The 18545-nt window shown below is 42.7% G+C and carries 19 protein-coding genes and 1 riboswitch; of the genes, 18 read left to right on the top strand and 1 reads right to left on the bottom strand.

Annotation, left to right across the window (positions count from 1 at the left end; all coding sequences use genetic code 11):
- The first annotated feature begins 506 nt into the window (after positions 1-506).
- The 13 genes from B9Z54_RS01565 to sufB all read left to right on the top strand — a co-directional run bounded on the left by B9Z54_RS01565 (position 507) and on the right by sufB (position 11860).
- Complete coding sequence (locus tag B9Z54_RS01565) at positions 507-863, top strand: toprim domain-containing protein (RefSeq protein WP_113926783.1); 357 nt, start codon at positions 507-509, stop codon at positions 861-863.
- Positions 864-872: 9 nt separating this feature from the next.
- Positions 873-1199, top strand: a complete 327-nt coding sequence (locus B9Z54_RS01560) for a thioredoxin family protein (protein ID WP_113926782.1) — start codon at positions 873-875, stop codon at positions 1197-1199.
- Between the two features lie 520 nt (positions 1200-1719).
- Positions 1720-2073: a hypothetical protein gene (locus B9Z54_RS01555; protein WP_113926781.1), complete on the top strand. Its 354-nt coding sequence runs from the start codon at positions 1720-1722 to the stop codon at positions 2071-2073.
- A gap of 304 nt (positions 2074-2377) precedes the next feature.
- Positions 2378-2485, top strand: a riboswitch (SAM riboswitch).
- A 173-nt stretch (positions 2486-2658) separates the two neighbouring features.
- The gene (locus B9Z54_RS01550) at positions 2659-3678 is read left to right on the top strand and encodes a methionine ABC transporter ATP-binding protein (protein WP_113926780.1); all 1020 of its coding nucleotides are present in this window, start codon (positions 2659-2661) and stop codon (positions 3676-3678) included.
- On the top strand, positions 3671-4339 hold the full coding sequence (locus B9Z54_RS01545; protein WP_113926779.1) for a methionine ABC transporter permease: 669 nt from the start codon (positions 3671-3673) through the stop codon (positions 4337-4339). The genes B9Z54_RS01550 and B9Z54_RS01545 overlap by 8 nt, the downstream gene beginning before the upstream one ends.
- A 26-nt stretch (positions 4340-4365) precedes the next feature.
- Positions 4366-5202 (top strand): MetQ/NlpA family ABC transporter substrate-binding protein, encoded by an 837-nt coding sequence (locus B9Z54_RS01540; protein ID WP_113926778.1) that lies wholly within the window; start codon positions 4366-4368, stop codon positions 5200-5202.
- 121 nt (positions 5203-5323) lie between these two features.
- Positions 5324-5689: a carboxymuconolactone decarboxylase family protein gene (locus B9Z54_RS01535; RefSeq protein ID WP_113926777.1), complete on the top strand. Its 366-nt coding sequence runs from the start codon at positions 5324-5326 to the stop codon at positions 5687-5689.
- Between the two features lie 302 nt (positions 5690-5991).
- The gene (locus B9Z54_RS25120) at positions 5992-6168 is read left to right on the top strand and encodes a YuzK family famiily protein (RefSeq protein ID WP_205207647.1); all 177 of its coding nucleotides are present in this window, start codon (positions 5992-5994) and stop codon (positions 6166-6168) included.
- Positions 6169-6660: 492 nt separating this feature from the next.
- The gene (gene sufC, locus B9Z54_RS01530; protein ID WP_113926776.1) at positions 6661-7446 is read left to right on the top strand and encodes a Fe-S cluster assembly ATPase SufC; all 786 of its coding nucleotides are present in this window, start codon (positions 6661-6663) and stop codon (positions 7444-7446) included.
- A gap of 17 nt (positions 7447-7463) precedes the next feature.
- Positions 7464-8774 carry a Fe-S cluster assembly protein SufD gene (gene sufD, locus B9Z54_RS01525; RefSeq protein WP_113926775.1) on the top strand — a complete coding sequence of 437 codons (1311 nt, stop codon included), beginning with the start codon at positions 7464-7466 and terminating at the stop codon, positions 8772-8774.
- A complete protein-coding gene (locus tag B9Z54_RS01520; protein ID WP_113926774.1) occupies positions 8774-10003 on the top strand; it encodes a cysteine desulfurase in 1230 nt (409 codons plus the stop codon). Before sufD ends, B9Z54_RS01520 begins: the two co-directional genes overlap by 1 nt.
- Positions 9993-10427, top strand: a complete 435-nt coding sequence (gene sufU / locus B9Z54_RS01515) for a Fe-S cluster assembly sulfur transfer protein SufU (RefSeq protein ID WP_113926773.1) — start codon at positions 9993-9995, stop codon at positions 10425-10427. Before B9Z54_RS01520 ends, sufU begins: the two co-directional genes overlap by 11 nt.
- Before the next feature lie 35 nt (positions 10428-10462).
- On the top strand, positions 10463-11860 hold the full coding sequence (gene sufB, locus B9Z54_RS01510; RefSeq protein ID WP_113926772.1) for a Fe-S cluster assembly protein SufB: 1398 nt from the start codon (positions 10463-10465) through the stop codon (positions 11858-11860).
- A 51-nt stretch (positions 11861-11911) separates the two neighbouring features.
- On the opposite strand, the gene B9Z54_RS01505 is transcribed toward sufB, so the two are convergent.
- Complete coding sequence (locus B9Z54_RS01505; RefSeq protein ID WP_113926771.1) at positions 11912-12280, bottom strand: hypothetical protein; 369 nt, start codon at positions 12278-12280, stop codon at positions 11912-11914.
- 213 nt (positions 12281-12493) lie between these two features.
- Here B9Z54_RS01505 and B9Z54_RS01500 point away from each other — a divergent pair, with 213 nt between their 5' ends.
- The 5 genes from B9Z54_RS01500 to B9Z54_RS01480 all read left to right on the top strand — a co-directional run bounded on the left by B9Z54_RS01500 (position 12494) and on the right by B9Z54_RS01480 (position 17777).
- The gene (locus B9Z54_RS01500; protein ID WP_113926770.1) at positions 12494-13336 is read left to right on the top strand and encodes a DUF72 domain-containing protein; all 843 of its coding nucleotides are present in this window, start codon (positions 12494-12496) and stop codon (positions 13334-13336) included.
- A 63-nt stretch (positions 13337-13399) separates the two neighbouring features.
- Positions 13400-14224, top strand: coding sequence for a sulfite exporter TauE/SafE family protein (locus tag B9Z54_RS01495; RefSeq protein ID WP_113926769.1), 825 nt, complete (start codon positions 13400-13402; stop codon positions 14222-14224).
- Positions 14225-14327: 103 nt separating this feature from the next.
- Positions 14328-15698: a bifunctional metallophosphatase/5'-nucleotidase gene (locus tag B9Z54_RS01490; protein ID WP_113926768.1), complete on the top strand. Its 1371-nt coding sequence runs from the start codon at positions 14328-14330 to the stop codon at positions 15696-15698.
- A gap of 57 nt (positions 15699-15755) precedes the next feature.
- On the top strand, positions 15756-16058 hold the full coding sequence (locus B9Z54_RS01485; RefSeq protein WP_113926767.1) for a YunC family protein: 303 nt from the start codon (positions 15756-15758) through the stop codon (positions 16056-16058).
- Positions 16059-16667: 609 nt separating this feature from the next.
- Entirely contained in the window at positions 16668-17777 is a 1110-nt protein-coding gene (locus B9Z54_RS01480; protein ID WP_113926766.1) for an HD-GYP domain-containing protein, read from the top strand.
- The last annotated feature ends 768 nt before the right edge of the window (positions 17778-18545 follow it).

Raw genomic sequence — 18545 nt, 5'->3', positions numbered from 1 at the left:
AAAAGCGGGAAAATAATAGTGAGAATAACATTTGCTTAAACTTACTCATGCCATAAAGGAGTTTTGTATTTCCCTTTAAATAAGCTGTTATAAAAAGGCTCTTTTCTAAGAATTGTTGCCTTAGAATGCGTGTTTATCCTCCTCTCCCTTTACGCTAAAGGATTGGAGCGGAAGGCGTGCGACCTCCTGCGGGACCAGCGGGACAGATGAGACCCCGCAGGCGAAGCCGAGGAGGCTCAACGCCCGCCCCGCAGAGTCGCGCGCCTGGAGCGGAAATCCAATACCTTTAAAACAGCCACTATCTTTGCGAAAGTATCCTTTAAAAAAGAGTTATCCTTTAAGCCATGCTGTTTACAAGATTAATTGAAGTGAGAGACGCCCCTGCTGCGTATTTCATATCTAGAGCAGCAGTGTTTCTTAAAGAAGCTGGTCATAGTTAGTGATGTTGATTTTTGTTATTACAAGAGAAAATAACCAATAGTGACGAAAAGAGATAGGTGATTTCTATGCAGATCTATGATGATAAAGTTATTATCGTTGAGGGGACGTCTGACAGGAAGAAAGTGAAAGAAATCGTAAAAGAGCCTGTCGAGATCATTTGTACGAACGGGACCATCAGCATTACCAAGCTTGATGAACTGGTGGATGAACTTTTTACTCGTGATGTATACATCTTGGTAGACGCTGATGAGAGCGGCGAGAAGCTCCGTAAGCTATTTAAGAGAGAGTTTCCCGAGGCTGAGCACTTATACATTGACCGCATGTATAAAGAGGTTGCAGCTGCTCCGGAATATCATCTTGCTTCCATTTTAATTGGGGCTGACATTGATGTGCATACAGAATACCTGGAGAGAAGGACGTAAGAGGATTTTATGAAGAAAAATATATCTGTAGAACAAATCGAAGAAATTACAAAAGGACAGAAGTTTGCAGCCCTTTACCTATACACTCCGCTATGCGGGACTTGTATGGTGGCCGGAAAAATGGTGGATGTAACAGAAAAGTTGTTTCCGCAAATCTCTTTTATTAAAGCTGATCTAAATTATATACCTGAAGCCGCTGACCAATATTCCGTTGAAAGTGTTCCTTGTATGCTGCTCTTCCGCAGAGGAAGCCTTGTGAATAAGATTTATGCCTTTCAGTCTGTTCCATATTTGCATGAACAATTAAATTATTTAACAAGCGCTGATTCCATTTAAGGAGTCGGTTTTTTTGTTATAGGAAATTTTAAATCAACTTGACACCTAACTATGTTATCGGCGTCCCTCCCCTCGGGTTCAAATAACCCTCAAAGAATAAGGCTCTTTTTCGTAAACTTTGTTGCTATTTAATATGTAATTCGGAAATTTATGCCGTTATTTCCCCGAAATATCCTGGTAAGCAAGAAAGAAAAGAGCTACACCCTCCGTTTTTAGAGGAAACCCTTCGTATCCGGGGGGGAATCCGGCTCTTGGGATTTTTCCGAAAGCAACAATCAATGCTAAAATAGCCAACGCCTTTTTTTCTAATTTGCCTGTCGGGGCTGAACAGGGCGCTTATGCTTTTGGTTTGGACGTAATTTTACATATTTCTCGGGAAATTTTTCAGAAAAACACATATTCAGTGGAAATCGACAGTAATATTCAATACCCCTTCAGAAGTTGTCGAGGGATTACAAGAGGAATCCTGACTAAAAAGTGGAAATAGTATACAAGAAATACATATTAAGGGGATGAGCGATTGGAAAAAGAGGTCTTGAGGATGCTTGAGGAGTGTAAGAGTAGATACCATTTAAAAGCATTGATGCCGGAAAGTCCCTTTATAGTCGCTTTTGATAATGGGAACGAGGTAAAGTTGGCTGCATTTGGCAGGCGAGTGGAGCTTACGATTGTTGCAGCAGAGGATTATGAGCCTGATTTTTTGATTACCGGCAGCCCCGACAGGATCCAAGAGCTGCTAACTGGAAAAGAGAAGCTGTCAGTCCTTTCCCGCAGACAGGAGATAGATGTGAGGGGTACTTATAGAGGGCTTCTGTTTGTAGAGTCTATTCTGACATTATGCAGAGTCCAAGATGCCGAACCGGTGGTCATTTGAACGTTTGGAGCATTTCAAAAACTTACATTTTTTCTTGAAATTTCTTAACAAGCCCCGAACCTTTGCTTGTCAGGGAGGGTTTCACTTTTTAAACAGCGGAGCAGTCTGCCTGAAGAGGAAATCAAGCACTCTTTATAGAGTGACTATAATATAAATGAACTACCTAAAAGATAGAATCCATTATGGGATACAAAAGAATTTCAAATAACTGTTGACAGCTTTCAAAAAGCAATGATAAAATCCATTCATAAGTAAAGAATACTTTTGTCCTCTAAAGGATTAATTGAATAAAGCGATTTTCTTGCTCTTATCGAGAGAGGTGGAGGGATGTGCCCTGCGAAGCCCGGCAACCGTCAACATTGTTGAAATGGTGCCAATTCACACAAAGCTGTTGTGCTTTGGAAGATGAGGGAAAGGTGAATGATGAATTTTCATGCCTTTCTGCTCATTGCGGGAAGGCATTTTGCATTTATTCGATGAAAATGTTTAGGATTATTCCTGAGGTAAATAATATAACAGCATTGTAATTGCAGCGGAGCTAAAACCTACTATACTTATGGGTTTAGTGAGGGAGAGGTGAGGTAAATGATAAGCATTTCAAATGTCAGTAAAATATTCAAAAGCAAAAAAGGAACCATATCAGCTGTAGATAATGTGAATTTGACTATAGATGATGGCGAAATTTTTGGGGTGATAGGCTATAGCGGAGCGGGAAAGAGCACGCTGATCCGCATGCTGAACGGATTGGAAATCCCCAGTGAAGGGACCATCGATGTGAATGGCCATGTCGTTTCCCAGGTGAAGGGTGGAAGATTGAGAAGCGCCCGTCATGAAATTTCAATGATATTCCAGCATTTCAACCTCTTGTGGTCGAGAACTGTAAGAGAAAATATTGCTTTTCCGCTGGAGATTACAAAGGTTCCAAAGGAAGAACGCAACAAGAGAGTAGAGGAGTTAATTGAACTCGTCGGACTGAAAGGAAGGGAAGATTCCTATCCTTCTCAATTGAGCGGTGGACAGAAACAAAGGGTCGGAATTGCACGTGCGCTCGCGAACAACCCCAAGGTTTTGTTGTGTGATGAAGCAACTTCGGCTTTAGACCCGGAGACCACGGACTCTATCCTGGAATTACTGGTGGATATCAATAAACGTTTGGGACTGACCATCGTTTTAATCACTCATGAGATGAAGGTTATACAGAAAATCTGCCATAGAGTAGCGGTTATGGAGGATGGAAAGGTAGTCGAATTAGGCGAGGTTCTTGAGGTCTTCAGAAACCCGCAGCAGAAAATCACTCATCGTTTTGTGAGCGAGATTTCAGAAACAGGAAATACAAAGGGTGCAATTGAGAACCTTGTTTCTCATTATCCTGATGGAAAGATTGTCAAGCTTACTTTCGTCGGTGAACAGACAGAGCAGCCTCTCATTACAAGTTTGATCAAGAATTTTGATATTAACGCCAACATTCTTCAGGGAAGCATTTCCCAAACCCAGGGAGGCTCATATGGAACCCTGTTCATTCAATTGACCGGTACTGAAGAAGAAGAGGCTGTTGAGTATTTGAAGAAGCAAACAGTTGGGATTGAGGTGATGAATCATGGTTGAAACTCTCTTTCCGAACGTTGATTGGGAAAAAATGTGGGAAGCCACGGTTGAAACACTCTATATGACCGGGATGTCTGTGGCTATAACGCTTGTTCTTGGTATCATCCTTGGATTGTTATTATTTTTAACTTCACCAAACAATATCTGGGAAAATCGTGCAGTTTACGCGGTGACCAGCGCGGTGGTCAATATCTTTCGGTCGATCCCGTTCATCATTTTGATTGTGCTGTTGATTCCGGTTACCAAATTACTGTTGGGAACGATCCGTGGAGCAAATGCCGCACTGCCGGCTCTTATAATTGGAGCAGCACCGTTCTATGCAAGAATGGTAGAGATTGCTCTGAGGGAAGTCAACAAAGGGGTCATAGAAGCGGCTAAATCGATGGGAGCTAAGACTTCCACTATTATTTGGAAGGTTTTGCTTCCCGAGTCAATGCCCGCATTAATCTCAGGGATAACAGTAACAGCGATCGCCCTGATTGGTTTTACAGCAATGGCAGGGGTCATTGGGGCTGGCGGTCTTGGGAATCTTGCCTACTTGGATGGATTCCAGCGCGGCAGGGACGATGTGACATTAGCAGCCACGATAGTAATCTTGATCATCGTCTTTATCATTCAGATTATCGGGGATATTTTAACAAAAACAACGGACAAAAGATAAATATTTCATAGAAAAGAGGACTAACAATGAAAAAAACAATTGCAGGTTTATTTACAGCAGCTAGTATCTTCGCATTGGCTGCTTGCGGCACAGCAGATGAAGGAAGCCAAGGAAGCAGCGGGGAAGAATTGAAAGAAATCACTGTGGGAGCTTCTAACATTCCCCATGCAGAAATCCTGGAAAAAGCAAAACCGATTCTTGAAGAAGAAGGTATAGAACTGAACGTTGATACTTACCAGGATTATGTTCTTCCAAATGAAGACCTGGACAGCGGTGATATTGATGCTAACTATTTCCAGCACATTCCTTACCTGGAGTCTCAAATTGCAGATCATGGATTTGATTTTGTTAATGCCGGCGGAATTCATATTGAACCAATCGGAGTATATTCTAAAAAATATGATTCATTAGAAGATCTTCCGGAAGGTGCAACGATCCTCATGAGTAATTCAGTAGCCGACCACGGCCGTATTCTTACTCTATTGGAGGAAAAGGGCCTGATTACTATTAAAGAAGGTGTCGAAAAGACAGCTGCAACACTAGAAGATATTGCGGAAAATCCGAAAAATTTTGAATTCGATTACGAGTATGAAGCTGCGCTGCTTCCACAGTTATATGAAAGTGAAGAAGGGGATGCAGTAGTAATCAACTCGAACTATGCCATTGATTCAGGGTTGAAGCCGCTTGAAGATTCCATTGCGATTGAAGATAAAGAATCACCATATGTTAACGTGATTGCTGTAAACAAGGGTGATGAAGATAATGAAGCAATCCAGGCTCTTGTAGAGGTCCTTCGTTCTGAGGAAATCCAAGATTACATTTTAGAAGAGTGGGACGGGGCAGTCGTTCCAGTCCAAGAATAATAATAAAGAAGCAGTCCTTTCGTTCAGAAGGGATTGCTTTTTTGTTCATAAACCTCCGTCCTTTTGCTCATACTATCTTTGAATTGGATTGGATTCAATAACAGAATGGAGAGTTGAGCAAATGGAAATGGATTTCAGAAATTCTACGGAAGCTGCACTGCATCATTATAAGCAGGGATTAGGTGTATTTACTCAAAAAATGCCGGAGTTGGCTCACCATTATAATGCGTTCACAGAACAATGCTTCAAAGAAGGAGTTCTCTCTAAAAAAGATAAACAGCTGATTGCACTGGGAATAAGCTTGTATTCACAGGATGAGTATTGCATCATCTACCACACCAAAGGCTGCATCGACCAAGGGTGTTCAGAAGAGGAAATTCTTGAAGCTGTCGGGGTAACCGCTGCATTCGGCGGAGGAGCAGCCATGAGCCAGGCAGTCACACTTGTACAGGAATCAATTACAGAACTGAACCAATTAAAACAATAAGACCCACTAGCTTACAGGATTACTTTGTCAGCTAAACATTAACGCGTTAAAGCGCGAAGAGGGACAGTCCCTCTTCGCGCTTTAAAGTATTAAAGTATAAAATTTCAAAATGGAAGTATATCGTGGAAATATTGTGAAAATATAAGGTGGAGGTGTTTCAGGTTTTTTAAAACAGCTGACAACACCGTTAAAAACTGGTAATCGATTCATATGCGTTTTGTTTTTAAATTACGGGGGTAGTAACATTATAAACGTATTTAAAAACTTGAAAGGAATGATTCATTATCAATGACTCTCTGAATATGGAGTATACGAATGAAATGGAAAAGGCGATGCATGGAGCCCACGGAGTTGGCTATGAGACCTATAAGAGGAAGCATAAAGTTCGTATGCAAGTGGAAAAGAGAAGAGAGAATGAATATATCGAAAGCAGAAGAATGATTGCCGATTTGGATCGCAAGGTACACGCTAATATATAATAGGAAGAAACAGGTAGAGAAACCAGTGTTTTAGGACACTGGTTTTTCTGCGTTTGCAGGGGATTATTGGAAGATGCAACTTAACATTTATATGATGAGTTATTATTTTGTTTTCCATTTCCTATTTCAGCGACCAGCCCCTCAAGGTCAACTAATCCACAGAGAATAAAGGAAAGAGCGCCTTTCTTCTCTTTCGGGGCTGGCCCAGGGCGTTTGCGCTTTTGTTCTGTTTACTGATTGGAGAATCTTTGTTAATCTTATTCAAGTAGAGAAATTTATGAAAAGTCGCAAAAACCTTCTATATGTTCATCAAGGTACATGATTACAGTGGCGGAAGCAAACAATAGAAGAGGCAGACAGACAGCAGTTTCATGTCCTTTTACCCTTGGTTTAAACAGTTGCTTATAACTTTTATTTGTTATAAGATTAGAATGAGAATAAATTGAGAATGGTTAAAAATAAACTTTCTTATAAAGTCACGGAGGTATAATAATGGCAGGTTCAACTTTAACAATTACAGATCTTCATGTTGAGATCGAAGGGAAAGAAATCCTAAAAGGTGTAAACCTTGAAATAAAGGGTGGAGAAATCCATGCAGTAATGGGTCCAAATGGTACTGGTAAATCCACTTTGTCTTCAGCAATCATGGGACATCCTAAGTATGAAGTAACAAAGGGCAGCATCACCTTTGATGGTGAAGATGTTCTGGAAATGGAAGTGGATGAGCGCGCGCGTGTAGGCTTATTCCTTGCTATGCAGTATCCAAGTGAAATCAGCGGTGTTACAAATGCCGACTTCCTTCGTTCAGCTATCAACAGCCGCCGCGAAGAAGGACAAGAAATCTCATTAATGAAATTTATCCGTACAATGGATGCAAACATGGAAGAGCTTGAAATGGATCCGGATATGGCGCAGCGCTATTTAAATGAAGGCTTTTCCGGCGGTGAAAAGAAACGCAATGAGATTCTTCAATTGATGATGATTCAGCCTAAGATTGCAATCCTTGATGAAATTGACTCAGGCTTGGATATCGATGCTTTAAGAATCGTTTCAAACGGTATCAATAAGATGCGTGGAGAAGAATTCGGATGCTTAATCATTACCCACTATCAGCGTCTTCTTAACTACATCACACCGGATAAAGTACACGTAATGATGCAGGGACGCGTTGTTAAATCTGGCGGACCTGAGCTTGCGAAACGCCTTGAATCAGAAGGATATGACTGGATTAAAGAAGAGTTAGGCATCAAAGACGAAACTGTCGGCCAAGAAGCGTAAGTGTTAGGGGGATTAAGATGACTGTAGAAACGAAACTACCAGTAGAAAAGGAATATTTGGACTCCTTTTCAAAAGGTCTTGGCGAGCCTGAATGGTTCTCAAGCCTTCGTACCCAAGCTTTAGCTAAAGCAGGGGAATTGGAGCTTCCTAAACCGGATAAAACCAAAATCACTAAGTGGAACTTCACTGAGTTTAAACAGCATACAGTAGAAAGCAACTCTTATCAAGACTTGAGCGAGCTTCCTGAAGCTGCAAAAGCATTGATTGATACAGATAACAGCAGCAATAACTTATACGTTCAGAGAAACAACACTCCTGCTTTCTTGACATTATCTAAAGAACTACAGGAAAAAGGCGTCATCTTCACTGACATTCTGACTGCAATCAAGGAACATGGCGATCTTGTGCAGAAGTATTTCATGAAGGAAGGCGTCAAAGTGGACGAACACAAACTGACAGCCCTTCATGCAGCACTGCTTAACGGCGGAGTGTTCCTCTATGTGCCAAAAAACGTAGAAGTGGAACAGCCTATTCAAGCTGTTTATATCCAAGATGACGCGGATACCACTCTTTTCAACCATGTACTTGTTGTAGCGGATGACAATAGTTCTGTAACTTATGTTGAGAACTATATCTCCACAACAGATGTTGAAGAGGGAGTTTACAATATTGTCTCTGAAGTATTTGCTAACAATAACGCAAAAGTGACATATGGAGCAGTTGATAATCTTGCAAGCGGGATCACAACATATGTAAACCGCAGAGGGACAGCTGCAAGAGACGCCCGCATCGATTGGGCTCTTGGATTGATGAATGACGGAAATACCATTTCAGAAAATGTAACCAACCTTATGGGTGACGGTTCGTATGCTGATACAAAAACCGTGGTAGTCGGACGAGGGAAGCAAAAGCAGAACTTCACGACGAAAGTGGTGCACTTCGGAAAGAACTCTGAAGGATATATCCTTAAACACGGTGTCATGAAGGATGAAGCGTCATCCATTTTCAACGGCATCGGCAAAATTGAGCATGGAGCTTCGAAATCGAATGCAGAACAGGAGTCACGCGTTCTTATGCTCAGTGAAAAAGCACGCGGAGACGCCAATCCGATTCTCTTGATTGACGAAGATGATGTTACAGCAGGACATGCTGCTTCCGTCGGCCGTGTTGACCCGCTTCAGCTATACTACCTGATGAGCCGCGGTATCCCGCGCCAGGAAGCAGAGCGACTTGTCATTCACGGATTCCTGGCCCCGGTTGTTAACCAGCTTCCAATTGAAGGAGTTAAAAAACAGCTGACAGAGGTCATTGAAAGGAAAGTAAATTAATGAATGCAAAAGAGATTCGTAAGTATTTTCCGATTCTCGACCAGGAAGTCAATGGACATCCATTAATTTATCTGGACAGTGCCGCTACTTCGCAGAAACCCGTTCAGGTAATTGAAGCTTTAGATAAGTACTATCGTGAATATAATTCTAATGTCCATCGAGGTGTCCATACTCTTGGGACCCTTGCGACAGACGGTTATGAAGGTGCCAGGGAAAAGGTCCGCAAGTTCATTAATGCGGAATCCACCCAGGAGATCATCTTTACCCGTGGAACTACTACAGCAATCAATACGGTAGCTGCAAGCTACGGCAGAGCAAACGTCAGTGAAGGCGATGAAATTGTCATCTCCCATATGGAGCACCACAGCAATATCATTCCTTGGCAGCAGCTTGCCAAAGAAACGGGCGCTTCATTGAAATATGTACCTCTTCAGGAAGACGGGACAATCTCAGTGGAAGATGTGAAAAATACAGTAACATCCAAAACCAAAATCGTGTCCATCATGAAGGTTTCAAATGTGCTGGGAACGATGAACCCGATCAAGGAAATCACGAAGGTTGCCCATGAGAATGGAGCTGTCATGATGGTTGATGGTGCACAGGCTGCACCTCACATGAAAGTCGATGTACAAGACCTCAATTGTGACTTCTTCGCATTCTCCGGCCATAAAATGGCGGGTCCCACAGGGATTGGTGTGCTGTATGGTAAAAAGCATCTCCTTGAAAAAATGGAACCAGTTGAATTCGGCGGTGAAATGATTGATTTTGTCGGTATGTATGAATCAACTTGGAAAGAGCTTCCTTGGAAGTTTGAAGGAGGCACACCTATCATCGCAGGTGCCATTGGTCTTGGCGCAGCTATTGATTTTCTCGAGGAAATTGGCATGGATCACATTGAAAAGCATGAGCATCATCTAGCAGCTTATGCAATGGAAAAAATGTCTGAAATAGAGGGAATGACCATTTTTGGAACAAAGGATCCTGCCAAGCGTGCTGGTCTTGTCACATTCAATATTGATGATGTCCACCCTCATGATGTTGCAACCGTACTTGATGCTGAAGGGATTGCGGTCCGTGCCGGACATCACTGTGCACAGCCTTTGATGAAATGGCTGAAGGTATCAGCTACTGCACGCGCAAGCTTCTACATTTACAATACGGAAGAAGATATTGATAAACTTGTTTCCGGACTAGTGAAAACAAAGGAGTATTTCAGCGATGTCTTTTAACAATTTAGATCAATTGTACAGACAGGTGATTATGGATCATTATAAAAATCCGCGCAATAAAGGCACACTTGAAGACGGCAGCTTCACAGTAGATATGAACAATCCTACTTGCGGCGACCGTATCCATCTGAACATGAAAGTGGAAGATGGAAAAGTGACAGATGCCAAATTCGACGGAGAGGGCTGTTCGATCTCAATGGCTTCTGCTTCAATGATGACTCAAATCATCATTGGGAAAGATATTGAGACGGCAATGAGGCTTTCGGAAGTTTTCTCGAATATGATGCAAGGAAAAGAGTATGATGAGGATATTGACCTTGGTGATATAGAAGCCCTTCAGGGAGTAGCTAAATTCCCGGCGCGTATCAAATGTGCCACACTTGCCTGGAAGGCGATGGAAAAAGGAGTCAAGGAAGGGGAATAACCCTGAAGGACTCACACTAGAATGGAGGAATCAACATGGCGAAAAAAATGCCTGAGATCGGAGATTATAAGTACGGTTTCTCTGATAAAGACGTATCAATTTTCCGTTCGAAACGCGGCCTTACCCGTGAAATCGTAGAAGAGATTTCACGTATGAAGGATGAGCCTCAATGGATGCTTGATTTTCGTTTGAAGTCTTTGGAGCATTTCTATAACATGCCTATGCCGCAATGGGGCGGGGACATGGCTGGTTTAAACTTTGATGAAATCACATACTATGTAAAGCCTTCTGAGAGATCAGAACGTTCTTGGGATGAGGTTCCGGAAGAGATTAAACAAACATTTGACAAGCTTGGAATTCCTGAAGCTGAGCAAAAATACCTTGCAGGTGTCTCAGCACAATATGAGTCTGAGGTTGTTTACCATAACATGCAGGAAGATCTTGAAGCACAAGGTATTGTTTTTAAGGATACAGATTCTGCGTTAAAAGAAAACGAAGATATTTTCCGTGAGCATTGGGCTAAAGTTATCCCGCCAACGGATAACAAGTTTTCTGCTCTGAACTCAGCCGTATGGTCAGGCGGATCTTTCATCTACGTACCGAAGGGAATCAAAGTGGAAACACCTCTTCAAGCGTATTTCCGCATCAACTCTGAAAATATGGGACAATTTGAGCGTACACTTATCATTGTTGATGAAGGAGCAAGCGTACATTATGTTGAAGGGTGTACAGCACCTGTTTATACAACAAACTCCCTTCACTCTGCGGTTGTTGAAATCATCATCAAAAAAGATGCCTACTGCCGTTATACAACGATCCAAAACTGGGCTAACAACGTATACAACCTAGTTACAAAGCGTGCTGTATGTGAAGCAAACGCTACAATGGAGTGGGTGGATGGAAATATCGGAAGTAAGCTGACGATGAAATACCCAGCGGTCATCCTTAAAGGAGAAGGCGCAAGAGGTATGACACTGTCTATCGCATTGGCAGGTAAAGGCCAGCATCAGGATGCAGGGGCGAAAATGACTCACCTTGCACCTAATACTTCTTCAACAATCGTTTCCAAATCGATTTCCAAACAAGGCGGTAAAGTAACATACCGTGGAATCGTACACTTTGGGCGAAAAGCTGATGGTGCACGCTCAAACATCGAGTGTGATACACTGATCATGGATAATCAATCAACTTCCGATACAATTCCTTACAATGAAATCCTGAACGACAATATTTCATTGGAGCATGAAGCAAAAGTTTCAAAAGTATCTGAAGAGCAATTGTTCTACTTGATGAGCCGAGGCATTTCTGAAGAGGAAGCGACAGAAATGATCGTCATGGGCTTCATCGAGCCATTTACAAAAGAACTTCCAATGGAATACGCAGTCGAAATGAACCGTCTGATTAAGTTCGAGATGGAAGGTTCAATCGGTTAATACTGATATCCCGTATGCATTGTGCATACGGGATTTTTTTTAGACTGTTTTCTAAGAGGTTTTGACTGTTTTAAAAGCAAGGATGTCCGCTCCAGGCGGGTGTACCTGGAGAGGGTAAAATATCGTTTTGCCGATAAAATTGCGATTTCCGCCGATAAACGTAAAGACCGCGCCGATAAAAAGTAATTTTCGCTGATAAATTTGCCTGAACCGCTGATAAACACAGCAAAGACGCCGATAGACCAGCGCATGGTGAGCGGCTGAATAAGTAGTTTCAGGACCTCTTCCATACCGTTCTTGCGGATAAACAGTGATACTCCGCTGATAACCCAGCAAAACCGCAGATGAATACAATTCGCTTCCGACGACTACTCCTCCAGTCAGCCCTGCAATGTCAACTGTTTGCCCAATAAGCGGCAACAGTGGTATGTTAAATAAAAGCTGTTTTTATCAATGTTGGTTCCGGGAGAGTCCTAAAGGTTTTCTCTCTGAACAGAAAGAGTAACTTTTTTCTTTCTTGCTGCCTGGGGTATTTTCCATAAACTGTAGCGATATTTTTTGCGGATCTCATATTCAATAGCAAAGTTTAAGAAAAGAGCCTGAATAAAGCATACTGCGAAACGGGGTGCTGTTTTGATATATATCGGATTAACCGGCTGGGGTGATCATGATTCGCTGTATACCAATACCTCACAAAGGGATAAGCTGAAGGAGTACTCAGCGCATTTCCCGATTGTTGAAGTGGATTCTACTTTTTATGCTGTACAGCCATTAAGAAATGCAGAAAAGTGGGTGAATGAGACGCCTGCTTCTTTTCAGTTCATTGTAAAAGCCTATCAAGGGATGACCGGACATAATAGAGGAGATATTCCGTTCAGCAGCAAAGAAGAAATGTTTGAAGCATTTATAACTTCTCTCAAGCCATACTTGGAAGCAGACAAATTAGGAATGGTGCTCCTTCAATTTCCGCCATGGTTCGATTGTAAAAAGGAGAATGTGGAATACTTAAGATATTGCAAGGACAAGCTGGGAGATCTGCCGCTGGCCTTGGAGTTCAGGCATCAATCATGGTTCTACCCGCAATTTAGGGAAAGAACTCTTTCATTTATGAGAGAGGAAGGCTGGATACACAGCATATGTGACGAACCCCAATCAGGGGAGGGATCGGTGCCGACTGTGCTTCAAGCTGCCAGGGAGGATATGACGCTGGTCAGGTTTCATGGAAGAAATGTCCATGGTTGGCAGAAGCCGAATGGAGATAATTGGCGCGAGGTCCGCTATCTTTATCGGTATAATGAAGAAGAATTGTCAGATTGGAAGAAAAAGCTTGAAACGCTGAAGAAACAAACGAAAGATATTTTTATCGTTTTTAATAATAATTCGGGCGGAGATGCAGCGGACAACGCCAAGCAGTTCCTGGACATGCTCGATATACAATATACGGACCTTGCTCCCAGGCAGCTTGATTTGTTTTAAACCTGCCTGGAGATTTTTCGGTGCCTGGCAAACTAATGAAGTAAGAGATTTGGAGATGACAACATGGAGTGGATACTTTTAGTGCTGATCGGCCTTTTTGCTGGAGCACTCGGCTCATTGGTCGGATTAGGAGGAGGAGTGATTATAGTCCCTGCCCTGGTCTACTTTGGAGGATATACAGACTTGCTTGATGATCTGGGTCCCCAAGTGGCTGTTGGGACTTCACTTATTATCATGATTTTTACAGGCCTTTCTTCAACTTTGGCCTATATTAAGCATAAGACGGTGGATTATAAGAGCGGCCTGTTATTTTTCATTGGGGCCGGTCCTGGTTCCGTTATTGGGGCGGTGGTAAATAAGTCTTTTAGTATGGAATCATTCAATCTATATTTTGGTTTTTTTATGATATTGGTCTCCTTTATTTTAATGATCCGCAGTAAGATTAAGCCTATTGAAACTTTTAAAAAGAGCAGCTACCAGCGCAGTTTCACCGATGCTTCTGGGAGGGAATTTTTCTATGGATTTCCGCCTTTACTTGGGGTGGCAATAGCCTTTTTTGTCGGATTTACATCCGGCTTGTTCGGAATCGGCGGCGGTTCGCTGATGGTGCCTGCCATGATCCTCATATTCCTGTTTCCCCCTCATGTCGCGGTGGCTACTTCTATGTTCATGGTTTTTTTATCAGCCATGGTCAGTTCAGCCACACACATTTATTTGGGGAATATTAATTGGCTTTATGCGCTCGCTATTATCCCTGGTGCCTGGTTTGGAGCAAAAGGGGGAGCTTATCTGAATTCAAAGCTGCAGTCCGCGGCACTGGTCAATATTCTGCGTATTATATTGGTCCTTATTGGCATCCGGCTTGTTTACCAAGGATTTACTGGATAATCAGCAGTGAGCATTTGTTCACGATACAAGGCGCCTGCGTCTCCAGTGGTATGTATGGTAGTAGAGGGAAACAGCAATCGTTTTTACGGAAGTGGGTGAAAGAGTGAATGAAATCATTCATATTTATCATACAAATGATTTACATAGCCATTTTGAAAATTGGCCCAGAATCCGCGATTTTCTGAAACTGAGAAAACAGTGGCATCTTGAGGCTGGAGATGAGGTGTTTCTCTTTGATATAGGGGACCATGTCGACCGGTGGCATCCTCTTTCGGAAGGCACCTTGGGGAAAGGCAATGTGGAGATGCTGAATGAGGTTGGGTATGATGCGGTTACGATTGGAAATAATGAAGGAATTACTTTCTCCTATGAGGAACTGAATGACTTATATAGTAATGCCCGGTTTGAAGTGCTGCTGGCCAACCTCCATACAAAAGAAGGGAAGATTCCTGCTTGGGCAAAGCCTTACACCATTTATGAAACCAAAGCAGGAACCAGGATTGGTGTTCTTGGTTTGACTGCCCATTTTGCTCCTTTCTATAAACCGTTGGGCTGGAATATATATTCTCCGATGGATCAGCTGGATTTTTGGCTTAAGGAGCTGTCTCCTCAGGCAGATTTGATTGTGCTTCTTTCCCATTTAGGAATAAGGGACGATGAGTGGATAGCAGAAAAATATCCTGATATTGATATCATTCTGGGAGCGCATACTCATCATATTTTTCATGAGGGAAAAGAAATCAACGGAACACTTCTTGGGGCTGCGGGAAAACATGGCCATTACGTTGGCCATATTATTTTAGAGTTTGAATCGGGGCAAAAGTCATTCACTTCACGGAAGGCGCAGCTTTATGAACAGGATAATCTGCCGGTCCCGTTAGATGAAGATCAGCAGATAAAGAGTTGGCAGGATGAGGGAAAGAAGCTGTTGAATGAAACGGTTGCGATCTTGAAATCAGATCTTGGTGCTGAGTGGTTCCAGCCTTCTGAACTGCCCCAATTGCTTTCTGATGCCATGCTGCAGTGGTGCGAAGCGGATTGCGCCTTCCTGAACGCAGGTCTGGTATTGGAGGGGCTGCCCAAGGGTGAAGTCAGCAAGTTTGATATACACCGGATCCTGCCTCATCCGATCAACCCCTGCGTGATTAACCTCACAGGGGCGGAACTGAAAGAGGTAATAAAAGCAACAAGAAATGAAGAACTTCACCACCTCCAAGTCAAAGGGCTTGGTTTCCGAGGGAAGGTCATGGGAGTTTTCGCCTATAGTTCCATTTCTATTGGAAACGACATTCAGCATATTTTTATTGATGGAAAGCCCGTCGATCATCAAAAAAAGTATAAGCTGGCAACAACGGATATGTTTACTTTCGGGCACTTCTTCCCTGAGCTGCAGCGTAGTGAAAAACAGTATTTCATGCCGGAGTTTTTACGAGATTTGCTCGCCTGGAAACTAAAAGAGATGGATTCAAATTAACTCGTAACCTCTCCTTGTCCCCTTTCATATATTAACAGTTGAAAGGAGAGGATGACATTGATGAATCTTTCCCCCGTGGAGATAGAGGGTCACACTTTTCTGGCTGTATCTGTGCAGCTTCCAAAAACAAATCTGCTTGTCGTCACAAGCGACAAAGGTTATATAATGTGCGGTGCACTTGATGTCGGCTTGCTGAATGAAAAGCTGAAAGACAGAAAAATCATTGCGGGCAGAGCTGTTGGGGTGAAAACGATCCAGCAGTTGATAGATGCTCCATTGGAATCCGTGACTTATGAGGCAGAAGAGATTGGCATTACTGCCGGGATGTCTGGAAGAGAGGCATTATTGAAAATGATATAATTTTGAAAACCTGAATCAGTGATGGTTCAGGTTTTTTCAATGGTTTTTTTCGTAAAGTTTGTTGCTATTCCTTATAAATTTCGAAAACGAGAAACAGCTTTTTCAATCAGATGAGTTAATACAACTAATCTAGGTGGATAGCTTTTAATCAAGGTATATGAATAATATAGAATATTTGGAAAAATTATGTTTAACCATAAATATTGAGGGTATTAGAATAAGTGGGATGCATTTATTCCTGAATAAAGCGGAAAACTTTTTACTTTCTAAAATTATAGGCTCTTTTCTAAGAGATTGTTGCTTTTAAATTCAATTTTTATCCTCCTTCCCCTTTTACCTAGAAGGATTGGAGCGGAAGGCGTCCGACCTCCTGCGGGAGTAGCGGGACAGGTGAGACCCCGCAGGCGAAGCCGAGGAGGCTCAACGCCCGCCCCGCGGAGTCGCGCGCCTGCAGCGGAAATCCGTTACTATTAAACACACACAATCTTTGCGAAAACAGCCAAATTATAAGAATAAATTATGGTTCTCTTGAAAATACCTTTAAATGCTTTATAATGAAGATATTAGTAAAATTTGTCGAAAAAGATACAGTATACATAGGAGAATTCGATGAGATTTATATCAGCCAAAACTCTAAAACCAGGTATGATCATGGCATCAACCGTTTATAACGATAACGGACAAGCCCTTATCAAGTCGGGTGTCTCCGTTACAAACCGGATGGTCCAAAGATTAATCCAACTGAATATCCAATATGTATACATAGAGGACGGGATATCGTCAGGCATTGAGGCGGCTGATTCCATACCGGCGAAGGTCAGGCAGGATGCGGTCAGCAAGATCGATTCAACGTTCAGCCACTTGGAAAAGAATTCTGTATCCAACAACCTTGTCGCATTGGAACAGAGTGCTGCCAACTTCAAGGAAGTCATTGATACGATCCTCAATGAAATCAAAGGCAGCGGAGATTTACTGACCTTACTGACGGATGTCTTTACCTATGACTCTTATGTATTTCATCATTCATTCAATGTCACTCTTTACACCCTGGCTATAGGAATCGAGCTGGGGATGCCTCCGAAACAGCTGGATATGCTTGGGCTCGGAGCCATCATGCATGATATCGGCAAGATGAAAATACCGGAAGATATTTTGATGAAGCCAGATAAACTTACATATGAAGAATTCAATGAAGTCCAAAAACACTCGGAATACGGTTTTGATATTCTGAGGCAGTTACATAATGTATCACTGCTCGTGGCCCACTGCGCCTTCCAGCATCATGAACGTCTTGATGGTTCTGGATATCCGCGAGGATTAAAGGGAGATGAAATACACCCGTTTGCCAAAATCATAGCCGTGGCGGATGTATTTGATGCGCTGACTTCCAACCGGGTTTACCGGGAGGCGATGCTGCCGCATGAAGCCCTTGAAATTTTATATGCCGGATCAGGAACTCTTTTTGATACAAATGTAATTCAGGCATTCAGAAGATCGGTAGCCATCTATCCAAACGGAATGGTGGTCGTCCTGAGTGATGGCAGAAGAGGAATTGTCGAGAAGCAGAATAAAGGGCTCACTCATAGACCGATCCTGCGAATCATCGCAGAAAATGGGGAAGAGCTCACTAAACCGTATTCTCTCGATTTGGGCAGCAGCCTCGATACTACCATCACGGGATTCGATCCGGAGTTTGAAAGCAGGTTGATGGAGGTTTAAAATAGTGTTGCGTTGTTCCCCTGCTTAGCTTGTAAGCAGGGATTTTTTATTAAGGCCTATCTATGAAAAAGGCATATTTAGGCTTGAAGATGCTTATAATAACCTTTTTATGATAGATGGGGGCGGTGGTGCCGTTATGAGAGTTTTTCTAAAAGATTGCTGCTATTTAATATGAATTTTTAAGTTAACGCCATTATTCATAGGGAGTATTGCTATAAGCAACAAGTAAACAGCTGTTCCCCCGTTTAGAGAGAGAAAATCTTTGTATCCGGGACTAGGGATTTATCCTAGACAACTCTAAATGATAAAACAGTCTATTTTGGCGATAGAATCTGATTGTACCTTCTTCCTCTTTGGTTAGGAGGATTGGAGCGGAGGGCGTACGACCTCCTGCGGGCCTAGCGGGACAGGTGAGACCCCGCAGGCAAATCCAGCTTCAGCGGCCAGCGACTAGCAGATTTCGGTCTCTCTCCTTGCGATAAGTCATCATCGAATCGCTGTCGCTCTTCGTGATTCCTTTATCTCATACGAGAGCCCTAAAATCTGTACGTCGCTGAACGGCCGCTTCCGCTTTTTATGAAGCCGAGGAGGCTCACCGCCCGCCCCGCGGAGTCGTACGCCTGGAGCGGAAATCCATTAATTCTTAAAAGCAATAAACTCTTCGAAAAGACCCTTCATCACTTATGATGGTGACTGTAGACCAGCCCTTATTTTCCTGGCTGTAATCGATCGGATAAGGAGAAAGAGTACCACAGTATTTTACCAACG

Source organism: Bacillus sp. P14.5 (genome assembly GCF_003316765.1).
Lineage (GTDB): Bacteria > Bacillota > Bacilli > Bacillales > Bacillaceae_B > Rossellomorea.
This window is presented reverse-complemented; position numbering and strand designations above follow the sequence as displayed.